The following is a 15,161-nucleotide window of genomic DNA, read 5'->3' as shown; positions in this document are numbered from 1 at the left end:
CATAGAATTTTGCCTTAATGCTGTGTATAAAAAAGCACTTTTGGGAAAAAAAACAAGTAAAAAAACTAATTAGGTCTTACTAAAGTGCTCTTAGTTTCCATCAAGTACTAATCTGAATATAACTAAAGAAATTATTTTTTTTAATAATTCATTATTTATAATCAACTAATTATAAAGACCCTTTAAGCTTATTACGGTAATTATATATCATATCATTAGGTTATTCTTAAAAATGGTTGAGCTACTCTTTAGATAGTTGATCTAAGAATATTTTGATTGACACATCTGAGGGGATGTTTAGTTTCTTTTTTAATCGGCTTCGGGCTACTTTTACCGTATCTGGTGTTACATTTAAGATTGTTGCAGTTTCTTTTATAGACAAATTCATTTTAGTTAATAAGCAGTAGCGAATTTGTGTATCTGATAGATTGGGATATTTGTTTAATAATTTAGCCGACATAGTTGGGTATTCAGATTCTATTCTTTTTGTAATAATAGACACGTCTGAAGCAGATTTGATAAGGTCGTTTACTTTTTGTTTGGCAGCTTCTAACTTTGGTATTATTGGTTTTTTTATTTCGTTTAGTTCGTTCTTAATTAATGTTAGTGTTTCTATACGCTGTGATAATGCCATAGCAGAAGCTTCAAGTTCGTTTTCACGAAGTATAATTTTTTCTTCGAGTAATTTTTTCTCATTACTCTTTAGAACTTCTATAGTTTTTTCTCCTTTTTTATATTTTCTAAATATAAGAATGCTACCTAATATTAAAATGATACTTACAAGTATGGCGCTAATACTTAAATAATAAAGTTTTTGCTTTTTGTTTTCTATCTCTAATAACTCAATGTCAAAACTTATTTGTTGGCTTTTTTGCTTTTCCTTAAGCAGCGTTATGTTAGAGTCAATATAATTAGAGAGGGCGTTTTTTTCATTAGATCTTAAACTATCTACCAATGCATCTTTCTTTTGATATATTTCAATAGCTTTTAAGTACTGCTTATTTTCTGTGTAATATTCAGCTAGTCTATCATAGGTGTCTTTTTTGTATTCAGATCCATTTGCTAGTTTAATGGCTTCTTTTCTATAAGCAATTGCTTTTTCAAGATTTCCTGCAGCATGATAAAATGTACTTAAGTAAGCCGTATTATTAAAAATAAGATGCTGATCTTTATTTTCTAAGCAATATTTTCTCACAGCTAAAGCAGAGTCAATGGCCTTTTGGTAATCACCTAAGTTAAAATAATCATTTGCTAACCTGTTCTTATACCACCAGATTTCTGAAATGTCATTATTTTTTAAGGCTAAGTTTAATAATTCTTTGTGCAAAGGATAACTTTTTTCAGGCATTTCCTTTTGGACATAATTTGCTGATATATTTTTTAATAAAAGCTTTTTTGTAAAAGATCCTATATTAACAGTATCTTTTAATAGCGGCGTGAGTACTTCTAGTGCTTTGTCGTATTGGAATTTATGGTAGTAAATTTCTGCAATTGAAATGTTGTAAGCTATAAACATTTTAGTGTCATCTTCTGAGATTAATGGGTAAGCCTTAAAATAACTTTCTAAACCTTGTTCGGGCAATCCAAATCCATTAGCTAATATCTGACCTTTATTAAAGTAATACTGAGGAAGTTCTAATGCTTTTATTAGTAAGGTATCAGCTTTAATACTTTTTGTTATAACTTTTGTTTCAAAAAGGTCTGCATAATGTAAAACACTATCAATATTTGCTTTTGCACTTACACCATAATACCACATTAATGATTTATAAGCGGAAAGTATGCCTTGGTCGTAAGAGAGTTTTTTTGATTGTCTTAAAAGTTTATTGTGAACAAAATAAGCTTCTTCAGAGGCTTGTCCGTAAAATTGATTGTGTAAACTGTCTAAATCACTAATTTTAATTAAAGACTCATTATTTTGAGCATAGCATGTATTACCAAGAAGGAGAGTGAAAAGGAATATACTAGATTTTTTTAAGGCATTTAAAAACATAATTGCTTTATGATTTTGTTAATTTGAGATGCTAATTCTTCTCAAAAATGGATTGTTACTTTTCTTTATAATTAAGAAATTCTTTAAAGCCTTTAATGATAATGAAAGTTTATAATATAATTAAGGCTTTTAAATTTATTTATAATTTTTTGTGATAATCATGATTTTGAGGTAGTTTTTTTATTAAAATCTATACGTTATTGGTCATTTATATTGAACTCTAATATTTTTTTATAGAGCAATTTAAATGTTAATTTTTTTGCTTGGAAATAGTATTATTGAGTGATCTTTGTTTTTGTTATCTCTGTTTTCTTTAAAATAAATTCAACTAAAGTTTAATAGTTTTAGTTAATTCTCATTTATTTGGTAATATTCCGGTGTTTTTTGTTGTAATCTATTCGTTTTGTTAATAGCTTGTTTTTTAGTGTTTTGTGTTGTTTTGTATCTTTTAATTTTAACATGATTACCTTTTGATAACCCTTAAAATTCAAGAATAAGGAAGATAATGTTCAATTTTAGCTTCATAAGTTTTAAAACACTTGACTCTTTAAAAAGAGCGATTTTTTTATTCCTAAAAAACACTAACCTTTAATAACTAACTTTATGAGAAAAATTACTTTACTATTTTTTGTGGTGATTGCTTTTTGTTGGCGATCTAATGCACAGTTTACTGAGAGCTTTGAAACGGAAATTCCTGCAACATGGACTATTTTAGACCTCGCTAGTACGAATGGATGGGTCTGGGATGATACACCAGAAGGTGATGGTGCACAAGATGGTTCTGCGGTTGCAAGGATTGAATCTGGGTTTGATGCTCCTAACGATGACTATTTAATTACCCCTCAAATTGCAGTGGTCTCTGGTTTAAACGATAGATTGACATTTTATACCAAATCAAGAAGTGGTTTGTTTTCAGAGCCTTACGAGGTGTTGTTGTCTACAGCCACAGCTACTGCTGCGGACTTTACTGTAATTCTACAGTCAGAAAGCGAAGCTCCTGAAGATTGGACTAAAGTGACTTTGGACCTGTCTTCTTATAATGGGCAATCAATTTACGTTGCAGTTAGAACAACATCTTACGGTAATTGGGAATTATTTGTTGATAATTTTGTAAACGACACATTTCCTGCATGTATGGAGCCTACAGATTTAACATTAGAAAATATATCTAATGCCTCTGCAGATTTCGCTTGGACAGAAAATGGTACGGCTACAGCTTGGAATATAGAGATTGTAGATGTAACAGCAGGTGAAGTTGCAACTGGTGCTGCAACGGTTAGTGGAGTTACTAATCCTTATACACTATCTAGTTTAGCTTCTAACAACGAATACGAGTTATATGTACAAGCAGATTGTGGTGTAGAAGGTCCATCTATCTGGGTAGGTCCATTAGCGTTTACGACGTTTTGTGACGCTTTTACGGCACCATATATACAAAGTTTTGAGAATGCAGGTAATATTCCTGATTGTTGGACAACGTTTAGCGATTCAGGAGAAGAAGATTGGTTTTTTAACGAATCCGGTCCAAATCATGTTGGAGATGGTGGAGACCTTTCAGGGAGTACATTATCAAATGGTTATTATGCTGTTTGTGATGCGTCGAGTAGTCATGGCCCTAGATATTTAATGAGTCCTTTTGTAGATGTTAGTGTATTAGCGACACCTGAACTTCGTTTTTATGAAATAAGTAATGCTGAGGATTCCGATAATGCACAATTAGATGTAGAAATTTGGGATGGATCTGCATGGAATCTTATGGGCACATATAACACAAATACAGATGGTTGGGAGTTAAAAATAATAGATATAAGTACTTTGACATTTACAGGACCTGCACAAGCTCGTTTTACCTTTTCTGAACCTAACGGGGGTGGTGATGATGATATTGCCATTGATGACGTCGTTTTTGATAACCCTATAGCTTGTATCTTTCCTGCAGATTTATTAGTTGCAAATGTTACTGCTACAACAGCCGATTTATCATGGACAGAAACAGGTACTGCTACAGCTTGGAATATTGAAATTGTAAATATAACTGCAGGTGAAACAGCAACAGGTGTAGCAACACTATCTGAAGTTACTAATCCATATACAATAACGGGTTTATTACCAAACACCAATTATGAATTTTATGTACAGTCAAATTGTGGTGTAGCCGACGGAAATTCATTTTGGATAGGACCTGTATCATTTCAAACAGATTGTAATGCACTTACGGCACCATATACAGAAGGTTTTGATAATGGTGGTGCAATACCAGACTGCTGGAGAATGTATAGTGATTCAGGAGAGGAAGATTGGATTTTTCAAGATTCAGGGTTAAGTCACGTTGGTGATCGTGGTGTACTATCCGGAAGTACAGCAACAGGAGGTTTCTATGCAGCAGCAGATGCTTCTCAAGATCACGGTCCTAGATATTTGTTGAGCCCTTTTGTAGATGTAAGTACACTGACAACACCTGCATTAAGTTTTTATGAAATAAGTAATTCAGAAGATTCTGAAAACGCACAATTAGATGTTGAAGTTTGGGATGGTTCTGCTTGGAATCTTTTGGCAACTTATAATACAAATACATTGGGTTGGGAATTGAAGACTTTAGATATTAGTGGTTTAACTTTTACGGGGCCAGCACAAGCGCGTTTTACATTTTCTGAAGTTATTGCTCCTGGTGATGTTGACGATGATATTGCTATTGATGATGTTACTTTTGGTGAAGCACCAGATTGTATGGCTCCTACAGTCCTATTCGTATCAAATACTACATTGACTACAGCAGACGTAACTTGGACAGCTAATGGTATTGGTACTAATTGGAATATTGAAGTTGTTAATATAACTGCAGGCGAAACAGCCACAGGGTTAGCAACGGTATTTGGGGTTACAAACCCATACACACTTACAGGTTTAGAAGATGATAACCATTATGAAGTTTATGTGCAAGCCGATTGTGGTGTTGACGGTGTTTCTACATGGACAGGTCCATACGCATTTGCTACAGCAATTGTTCCTCCAGCTTGCGAAGGTATTTTTGTTGATGGAGGTGGTAGTCATGGAAGTTATTCCGAATCTGAGTTTTCGTCTTCGACTATTCTTCCGAATTCAGCTGGAGAAGCTGTAACTATTACCTTTACATATGTTGATATAGAAGTTGATACTTTTGGTTCTGGAGTACAAGATGGTTGTTATGACTACTTAACTATTTATAATGGGCCAGATAATACATATCCTGTTTTAGCACAAACATTGTGTGGACAAGATAGTAGTAATGGAGATAATACCATCGTAGCCGATAGTGAACTTCATGTCGGTGATTCTTTTACATCTACAGATGTATCAGGAGCGTTAACTATTGAGTTTAGATCTGACCCTTTTACGAGTTTAACAGGTTGGGAAGCAACAGTTTCATGTGCTGTTTTAGGTGTTGAAGATGTGGTTAACGAGGCTACATTTACTTACTACCCTAATCCCGTTACAAACACATTAACATTAAATGCTCAAAAAAGTATTGAAAATATAACGGTGTATAATATGTTGGGTCAAAAGGTGTTAAGAACAGATCCTAATAATATTGCTAGTGAGTTAGATATGTCTAGCTTAAGTATTGGTACTTATTTTGTTAAGGTTACTATTGAAAATGTAACGCAAACGATACGAGTAATTAAACAATAAATTTATTATAGAACACAGAAGCCACTTAATTTTACTATGTGGCTTTTGTTGTTTTTATTGATTTAGGATTTAACAGGTGTCTGTTTAAAAATTGATTAATTTTTTTTACCGAATTAAATAAAAATTGAAATGAATAAGAATATCTTCAAACTGACCTTTTTAGCTTTCTGTTTGCTAGGGAGTTCAATAGCTTTATGTCAAACAATACCCTCGCCAGTTGGGGTGTCTTGTCCTTCTAATAACTCTACTTACGTATTTACAGAAGAATTTGATGATTCTGATGGATGGGTAGGGGACATAACAACCAATAATATTGGTGGTAATTGGGAAGTGCCAGGTAATTCAGATAGTAGCGGAACCGGTCCAAGTTCAGCATTTAGTGGTTCTAATTATATGAATTATGAAGCTTCAGGTAATGTTAACCAGCAGTCGTCATCAATAATTAGTCCTGTTATTGATCTTACTACAGCTACAGATGGGGCTGAATTATCTTTTTATATGCATGCTTACGGTGATAATATGGGAGAATTTGAAGTTGGGGTTTCTACTTCAATTTCGGGTCCCTTTACAAATGTATTTGCATGGACAGGTCAATTACAGACGTTTAGTTCTGACGCTTGGGTTCCGGTAGGTGTAAATTTAGATGCTTACCTCGGACAATCTATATATCTTGAATTTAAGAATACACGAGCAACTTTTAGTAGTAGAGCAGATATGTCTATAGATTTAGTACGTGTAGAAACCTGTGGAACATTTTGTATTTCTCCAACTCCTTCTCTCAACTACGTGAATTCTAATGCTTCAAATGCTTCTGCTAGTTTTTATTGGGTCGCTAATGATAGTGAAACGTCTTGGGAGTATGTTGTACAACCTTCAGGATCTGGTATTCCAGCTTCGGGTATAGTGTCTTCAGTTACAAATATTATTGTAAATGATTTATTGTTTGGAACGGAATATGAAGTATATGTAAGAGCAAATTGTACAAATGGTAATAGTATTTGGGCAGGCCCCTTAACGTTTACTACTCCCATACAAACAGATTTTATAGTAGATTGTAATGCCGGCCCCTTAGTTGAGTCTCTATGTTATGGTGATGATGGAGTGACTAATCCCGAAGTATTTACTTTTACAAGTACAGATGGTACCCCTTTAACATTAACTTTTCAGTCTGGTTATATTCAACAGGGATGGGATCCATTGGTGGTTATTGATACAAATGGCTCTTCTATAGTTGCTTTTGAGAATTATTTTTTCGGTGACGAAGGAGATTTAACAGGTGTTACCTATACGTCTACAGGAAATAGAATCTCATTTTATGTAGCTTCAGATGATTTTGTACCATCAAGTTGTGCTAATGGTGATGATCCAATGAGAGGAGGTATTACTTATACCGTTAATTGTGCTACCTGTACAAATTCAGAGTCAACCTTTACAATTGTAGATGATTGTGACAATGGCGATCAGTTTTTATTGGATGTTAATGTTACGTCTTTGGGTACTGCTTCATCTTTAACCTTATCTAATAACATAGATTTAAGTACAATAACTATAGATGCTATTGGAACTTATCAAATTGGTCCATTTCCTTTTTTTACAAATGTAATCTATACTTTAAATAATGACCAAGATCCTAATTGTGTGTATAATAGTTTGCCAATAGTGGTAAGAGCTTGTCTTCCTGAAAATGATGAGTGTGTAAATGCCGAAATTGCAGTAGTAAATACAGGTGATGATTGTACGCTATTAAATTATGGGACTATATTATCTGCAACTCCATCTAATGTATCTGGAATATCTTGCGAAGGAGATCCTGATGACGATGTGTGGTTTCAGTTTACCGCTATAAATGATATTCAAATAATAGAGTTTATAAATATTGTTGAAAACGAAATATCTTCAGGTCTTAATCATGCCGTTTATGAAGGTGCTTGTGGAAGTCTTAACGAGTTGTATTGTTCAGATTCAAACTCTAGTGTAACACCTCAATTAACTATTGGTGACACATACTATATTAGAGTATTCTCAGAAGGTTCTGAAGATGAAAACGTAACTTTTGATTTATGTATTAGAAAAGGTTTTAATAGTATAGAAGTAAGCGATAATGTGTATACCGTAGATGAATTGGTGCGCGATATCTTATTTAATAGTCCATGTGCTCAGGTATCTAATATTACTTATTCTACAGGTGTTAACTTTAATGATAGTCAGCCTAATGGTATAGGCTATTTCTCTATGGATGGTGAAGGGTTTCCTTTCGAACAAGGAATATTGCTAAGTACAGGTCATGTTGTGGAAGCAGGAGGACCAAATAATGAATTAATAAATTCGGGTGGAACATCGTGGCCTGGAGATTCTGATTTAGATAATTATTTAGGGGTGTCATCTAGAAATGCAACTATAATTGAATTTGATTTTGTACCATTATCAAACACTATCAGTTTCGACTTTATGATGGCTTCAGAAGAGTATACAGGAGCAATAGGTGGAACAGATGAGTGTACGTATTCTGATGCTTTTGCTTTTCTCTTAACGGATGCGGAAAACAACACAACTAATTTAGCCGTTATTCCAGGGACTACAACACCAATTTTAACAACAAATATTCATCCAGAAAATGAGGCTTGTCCAGCGATTAATGAGGAGTATTTTGGAGAATACATCACAGAAAACTTACCACCAATGAATTTCAATGGTAGAACAGTTGTTTTTACGGCTCAATCTGCTGTGACTATTGGAGAAACCTATCATATTAAATTGGTCGTTGCTGATGATTCAGATCCACAATATGATACTGGTATCTTTCTTAAGTCTGGTAGTTTTGATATTGGAGAGTTAGACTTAGGTGATGATATTACTATAAGTGCAGGTACGGCTTCATGCTTAAATGAACCAATTACTTTAGATACCAACTTACCTGATCTTGAGCATTATTGGTTTAAAGATGGGTTACTTGTTTCTGATGCTTCAGGATCTGTTATAACGGCATCTGAGCCAGGTGTATATACGGCACAAGTCATATTTTCTAGCGATTGTATTCTTAGTGATGAAATTATCGTTGAGTTTTTATCAGTCCCAGTCGCTAATCCAGCCATTGATTTATTAGAATGTTCTGCAACCAATCAAGCGCTATTTAATCTCATAGATAATGATAGTTATATTTTAGGATCTCAGAATGCTTCAGATTATGCTATTACATATCATGTCTCAGAACAAGATGCTATAGATAACATAAGTCCATTACCTGCTATTTATAGTAATATTTCAAATCCTCAAGTTGTTTATGCGAGAATAGAAAATAATAATTCGGGATGTTTTTCTACAACCTCATTTTCTCTAGCAACTACAGCTCCTTCGCATACAGCGTTGAGTATAGATTTTATAGAATGCGATTTTGATAATGATGGTTTGGCAAGTTTTAATTTAGAGGATCATGATTTAGAAATTCTTAATGGTCAGGAAACTTCTCAATTTAATGTGTCTTATTACACATCAGAAGCAGAGGCTATATCCGCTACCAATGCACTAGCAGGTTCTTATGACAGTGCTGGCGAAACTCTATTTGTTAGAGTAGAGTCTGTCGATTTCTCAGATTGTTATGTAACCAATAGCTTTGATTTAATAATTGGCAATCAACCTATAACCAATTTTTCTTCTGATGTAGATTATGAAGTCTGTTCTAATGCTTCATCTCCAATATATATTGAAGCAATTCCTGAAAATTATTCTTTATCTGAAGTGTCTATAAGCTGGTATCGAGATGGTGGGTTAATTGATGATGAAAATAGTTTGACTTTACCTGTTTTAGAAGCTGGATTATATGAGGTTGAAGTCATGTTTAATGATACAGGGTGTATTGGTGTTGATGAATTTACCATAATAGAGTTAGAGACTTGTGTATTCCCAGAGGGTATTTCACCTAATAACGATGGTAAGAATGATGCCTTTGATCTTGGAGCTTTTGATGTTACTAAGTTAGAAATCTTTAACAGGTACGGAACTAAAGTATACTCTAAAAACAACTATACCAACGAGTGGAAAGGTCAAACAGATGATGGTGATGAGTTACCAATTGGGACTTATTTCTACACCGTTATTTATGAAGGTGGAGCAAAGTCAAAAAGCTCTTGGGTATATATTAATAGATAATTAAATAACAGAATCAACTACTAATTATAATGAAAAAACTCACTATTATAGCGGTCTTGCTTTTAGCATTTAAAATGCACGGACAGCAAGACCCTCAGTACACACAGTACATGTATAATATGAACATAGTCAATCCTGCTTATGCAGGATCAAAAGAAAACCTTTCTTTTGGACTATTGTACAGAACTCAATGGACAAAAATTGATGGAGGCCCAGAAACAGGAACGTTTTTTGGGCACTCCCCAATTGGTAATAATTTAGGTTTAGGTGTTTCTGTTATAGCAGATAATATCGGACCCGTAAAGGAAACAAATGCTTATGTGGATCTTTCTTATACTTTAAATTTAGGAGGAGAACACAAACTCGCATTTGGTATTAAAGCTGGTGCAACGTTTCATGATATTGGATTAACAGATATAGACGTTATCGATCCTACTGATGATTTTTTCTCTCAAGGTATTAATTCAACGACGCCTAATTTTGGGGCAGGATTCTTTTACTACACTGATAAATATTATGTATCATTATCTGCGCCAAACTTATTATCATCGGTTCATTTAGATAATAATGGGACTAAAATTGGTTCAGAAACACAGCACTATTTTTTAACTGGTGGTTATGTCTTTGATCTTTCACCTAATACAGAACTTAAACCTTCTGTAATGGTGAAATCTGCATTTGATGCACCAACATCTTTTGATGTAAACCTTAATGCTAGATTCTTTAAGAAGTTTGAAATTGGAGCCTCTTATAGATTAGACGATTCGTTTTCTGGTTTAATAAACATAGCTGTTACACCTTCTGTTAGGGTAGGATATGCTTACGATGCTATAACTTCTGACATTAAAAAATATGCACCTGCATCGCATGAGGTCATGTTATTATTTGATCTTAATTTTCCGAAACGTGTTTCTCGTTCACCAAGATACTTTTAATCAGTTAAGCTAAAACAATTATGAAAAATTTTAATACACTATTACTTATTACGTTAATGAGTAGCTTTTGCTTAACTGCTCAAAACAGCGATACAAAAAAAGCAGATAAACATTTTGACCGATACGAGTTTGTAAAGGCTGTAGATGATTATAATAAACTTGTTGAAAAAGGTAAAGCGGACAGCTATGTTTACGGGCAATTAGCAGAAAGCTACTATAATATTTTCAATACCGTTGAAGCAGAACGTTGGTATGCCAAAGCTTTAGAGACTTCAAACGATCCAGAAATGGTTTTTAAATATTCACAAATGCTTAAGGCAAATGGTAAGTATGAAGCGTCGAATAACCAGATGGATAAGTTTACAACCATGCGTCCTGCTGACAATAGAGCAACAGCATATAGAGCCAATCCGGATTACTTACCTAAAATTTTAGATCAAGGTAAAAAATTCAACCTTCAAAATGCAGATTACAACTCTGAACAGTCTGACTTTGGAGGTATCCTAAATAATGGTAATTTATACATTACATCTGGTCGTAATAACAGTAGAAAAAATTACGGATGGAACGATCAACCATTTTTAGATATCTACACCGTTGCTAAAAATTCAGATGGATCTTCTCAAGAAGCAACATTAGCGAACAACAAAATTAATACAAAATACCACGAAGGATTAGTTTCCTTTTCTCCCAATGGTAAAACAATGTATTTTTCTAGAGAAAGTTACTTTGAAAAAGATTACCAAAAAGATTCTCTAAGCAGTGCAAGATTTAGTCAACTTTATTTGTTTAAAGCTACTAAATTAGGTGATGATTGGGATATTGTAGAAAGTTTATCTGTTAACAGTAAAAGCTATTCTGTTAAAAACCCTTCAGTTAGTGCAGACGGTAAAACTATTTACTTTGCGTCTAATATGCCAGGTGGTTATGGAAATTTTGATATTTACAAAGCATCAATTAATACAGACGGTACTTTAGGTGAACCTGTTAACATGGGACAAAAAATAAATACAGAAGCACAAGAAATGTTCCCATACATTAGTAGTAATAATACGTTGTACTTTTCATCTACTGGTCACTTAGGCTTAGGAGGTTTGGATGTCTTTTATACCAAAGAAATTGATGGAAAAATATCTACAGTTCGTAATGCAGGAATTCCGATAAATAGTAATGCAGATGATTTTGCTTTTATAATTGACGAAGAAACTAATCAAGGATTAGTGTCTTCTAATAGAGCTGGAGGAAAAGGAAGTGATGATATATATGAGTTTAAAAAACTAGAACCTCTTTGTGATGTATTAGTTATTGCAACTGTTTTAGATGATAAAACGCGTGAGCCTATTGCAGGTGCAACCGTAGCATTATTTGATACCGAAGGAAACAAGGTCGTTTCTAAAACAACGGATACAGAAGGTTTAGCTGAATTTATGATTGAGTGCGAACATGACACTGAATTAGAAGTTATAATGGCTGGCTTTGATAGCAGGAAAGTACAAGTAAAAGGTTCTAATGAAGAAGAAAACAATGTTCAAATTAATTTAGATCCTATCGAAAAATTAATTTTAGCTGAAACTATAGATTTAGCACCAATTTATTTCGATTTTGATAAGTCTAATATTACAACACAAGCAGCATTTGAATTAGATAAACTAGTTCAGATAATGAACAAATATCCTGAAATGAAAATTAATGCAATATCTCATACCGATTCTAGAGGTCTAGAATCATATAACATAAACCTTTCAGATCGTAGAGCTAAAACTACAGTACAGTATGTAATCTCAAAAGGTATTGATGAAGCTCGTATTTCTGGAGAAGGTAAAGGTGAAGCTGAACCTAAAGTAGATTGTTCTACAGGTTGTAATAAAGCACAGCATGCAGAAAATAGACGTTCTGAATTTATTATTGTAGATAGTCTACAGCAATAATTAAAACGATAAGTTTTGAAAGAAAAATTAGAACATCAGCATTGGTTAAAATTTGAATTAATTGAATTCTGTAAGAAAAATGAATTATGTACACAGGGAAATAAAATTCAACTTAATGAACGAATTGAAGCTTTTTTTTATAAAAGAGAAAAAAATGAGATGTCTAATGCTTTATTAAAAAACAAGCGCAGAACTATAAAAAAAATCTAAATAAGTCGAGGGGCCTTAGGCTTTTAACTTACTTTAATTCTAGGGTGCTTGAGCTTTCTAAGCTGAGCACCTTAAAATGATTTGCTTACAATCTGTCACATTATTTATGTTAAACTGTAAAAGTAACGATCTAATAAAAGACTTTACTATTTATTTTAAAATCAATTTAGAGTGAAAAAAATTATATACATATTCATGTTTTTAGTTATTAAAGTCGGATTCTCGCAAGATCTTTTAATGCAAGATGGCACCTTTAATCGCTGTGCTCCAGATTTGTTTTATGATTCGGGAGGAGAATTAGGTTCTTATTCAGATAATGAGAGTTATGTTACTACAATATGTGCTGAAAATAGTGGTGATCGTGTAAGTGTTAATTTTGTCGAATTTTTAACACAACTTAATCAAGATTTTTTAACCATTTATGATGGTGATGATGTGTCAGCTGATATTATAGGTGTGTATACAGGAGTTTCTTCGCCAGGTTTTGTTTCGGCATCAGAAAGTAACACTTCAGGCTGTTTAACTTTTGCGTTTACAAGTAATGAAAGTGGAAATATAGATGGTTGGGTGGCTGAAATAATATGTATCACACCTTGTCAGGACATTATACCGTCAATTAATAATACAATACCTATACCAAATGAATCTGGTGTGATTGGAATATTACCAGGGGAAACTGTAGATTTTTTTGGAAGTGCAATGTTTTCTTTAGATGGCTCAGGTGCAACTTATAATTGGGATTTTGGAGATGGAAATACAGGTACAGGAACAGAGGTTTCAAATACATTTTTAACAGATGGCACTTTTATAGTGACACTAACAGTTACGGATAATAATCCTTTAGGGTGTTCTGAAGTTACTACAATACCTGTTTTTGTAATGGGGCCTAATGTAATAATAGATCAAAATATATTTACGCCTGAAGAATTAATAACAGAAGTGCTTATTAATAGTCCTTGTGCGTCAGTCTCTGACATAACTTGGTCTACAGGATCAAGTATTACTAGCTCGCAACCTAACGGTATTGGTTACTTTTTTGGTGATGGATTAAATTTTCCTTTTAGTGATGGTATACTTTTAAGTTCAGGTGAGGCTAGTGATGCAAGAGGGCCTAATAATCTTAGTTTAGGTAATGGCTCTAATGTTTGGGGTGGAGACGATGACTTAAATGCAGCTTTAGGTGTGAATTCTCATAACGCTACATTTATTCAATTCAATTTCACACCGCTTTCAGATAAAATAAGTTTTGAATTTTTAATGGCTTCTGAAGAGTACAATATGGGCTCTTTTGAATGTGTTTATTCAGATGCTTTTGCTTTTTTATTAACAGATTCAGCGGGCAATGTTTCAAATTTAGCAGTGATTCCAAATACAAACTTACCTGTATTGGTTACTAATATTCACCCCGATAATGGTGAAAGTTGTGGTGGGGCTAATGAGGAATATTTCGGGGAATATATACCATATAATCAACCACCAATAGCATTTGATGGTAGAACAGCAGTATTTACAGCACAATCTGCTGTTATTCCTGGTGAAAATTATACTATAAAATTAGTAATTGCTGATGATAGAGATAATACATATGATTCAGGAGTATTTCTTAAAGCAGGAAGCTTTGATTTAGGGGGTGATTTGGGTGATGATATTACTATTGAGGCTGGTAACGCCCAATGTGGTGGTACAGAGATTGTATTGGATACAGCTGCACCTTTCGCTGATCATGTATGGTATTACGCTGCAGATCCTACACTACCAAATAATAGAATGGAGATTGAAGGAGAGACAGGTTCTATGCTTACGGTTACAGAAACGGGTATATACTCGGTAGATGTTGCGTTTGAAACAGTATGTCAATTTTCAGATACTATTTTAGTTGAATTTATAGGAAATCCAGTAGTAAATCTAGCTCCAGACTTAGTAATATGTAGTAGTACTGGGGAAGAAGAATTTAATTTGTCTGAAAATAATGATATTGTATTAGGTGATCAAAGTTCTGCAGAATATTCCGTTACCTATCATCTTACTGAAGACGATGCAATTGATAATTTAAATCCGTTACCAGACCTTTACACTAATGTGTCTAACCCGCAAATTCTATGGGTTCGTTTAGCGGATGTTTCTCAAGTATGTTCAGTAGTCACATCATTCCAATTGTCTGCGGCATCAGCTCCAACCATCAATGCCGTTCCAGATTTAGAAATATGTGATGATGTCGATAATGACGGTTTGGGTAGTTTTGATTTAAGCGACCAAACATTAGGTATATTAGGGTCACAA

General features: G+C 33.6%; 7 protein-coding genes. 6 read left to right on the top strand and 1 reads right to left on the bottom strand.

Annotation, left to right across the window (positions count from 1 at the left end):
• Window positions 1–241: 241 nt before the first annotated feature.
• Entirely contained in the window at window positions 242–1,993 is a 1,752-nt protein-coding gene (locus tag DFQ09_RS14845) for a hypothetical protein (protein ID WP_115811720.1), read from the bottom strand.
• Between the two features lie 603 nt (window positions 1,994–2,596).
• Here DFQ09_RS14845 and DFQ09_RS14840 point away from each other — a divergent pair.
• The 6 genes from DFQ09_RS14840 to DFQ09_RS14815 all read left to right on the top strand — a co-directional run.
• Complete coding sequence (locus tag DFQ09_RS14840; protein WP_115811718.1) at window positions 2,597–5,662, top strand: T9SS-dependent choice-of-anchor J family protein; 3,066 nt, start codon at window positions 2,597–2,599, stop codon at window positions 5,660–5,662.
• Window positions 5,663–5,791: 129 nt separating this feature from the next.
• A complete protein-coding gene (locus DFQ09_RS14835) occupies window positions 5,792–9,808 on the top strand; it encodes a choice-of-anchor L domain-containing protein (protein WP_115811716.1) in 4,017 nt (1,338 codons plus the stop codon).
• A gap of 29 nt (window positions 9,809–9,837) precedes the next feature.
• Window positions 9,838–10,743 carry a PorP/SprF family type IX secretion system membrane protein gene (locus tag DFQ09_RS14830; RefSeq protein ID WP_115811714.1) on the top strand — a complete coding sequence of 302 codons (906 nt, stop codon included), beginning with the start codon at window positions 9,838–9,840 and terminating at the stop codon, window positions 10,741–10,743.
• Window positions 10,744–10,763: 20 nt separating this feature from the next.
• A complete protein-coding gene (locus DFQ09_RS14825; protein WP_115811712.1) occupies window positions 10,764–12,671 on the top strand; it encodes an OmpA family protein in 1,908 nt (635 codons plus the stop codon).
• Window positions 12,672–12,686: 15 nt separating this feature from the next.
• Complete coding sequence (locus DFQ09_RS14820; RefSeq protein ID WP_115811710.1) at window positions 12,687–12,881, top strand: SAP domain-containing protein; 195 nt, start codon at window positions 12,687–12,689, stop codon at window positions 12,879–12,881.
• A gap of 171 nt (window positions 12,882–13,052) precedes the next feature.
• The coding region (locus DFQ09_RS14815; protein WP_245940368.1) for a choice-of-anchor L domain-containing protein at window positions 13,053–15,161 on the top strand (2,109 nt) is incomplete at its 3' end.

It is taken from the genome of Winogradskyella pacifica, from assembly GCF_003386275.1.
In the GTDB taxonomy this organism is placed as follows: domain Bacteria; phylum Bacteroidota; class Bacteroidia; order Flavobacteriales; family Flavobacteriaceae; genus Winogradskyella; species Winogradskyella pacifica.
The sequence above is the reverse complement of the archived record's forward strand: the minus strand, read 5'-3'. Positions and strand labels throughout refer to the sequence as shown.

Excerpts from the sequence above, each read along its gene's own strand:
- DFQ09_RS14845 (WP_115811720.1), bottom strand. The coding sequence starts at position 1,993 with ATGTTTTTAAATGCCTTAAAAAAATCTAGTATATTCCTTTTCACTCTC.
- DFQ09_RS14840 (WP_115811718.1), top strand. The coding sequence starts at position 2,597 with ATGAGAAAAATTACTTTACTATTTTTTGTGGTGATTGCTTTTTGTTGG.
- DFQ09_RS14835 (WP_115811716.1), top strand. The coding sequence starts at position 5,792 with ATGAATAAGAATATCTTCAAACTGACCTTTTTAGCTTTCTGTTTGCTA.
- DFQ09_RS14830 (WP_115811714.1), top strand. The coding sequence starts at position 9,838 with ATGAAAAAACTCACTATTATAGCGGTCTTGCTTTTAGCATTTAAAATG.
- DFQ09_RS14825 (WP_115811712.1), top strand. The coding sequence starts at position 10,764 with ATGAAAAATTTTAATACACTATTACTTATTACGTTAATGAGTAGCTTT.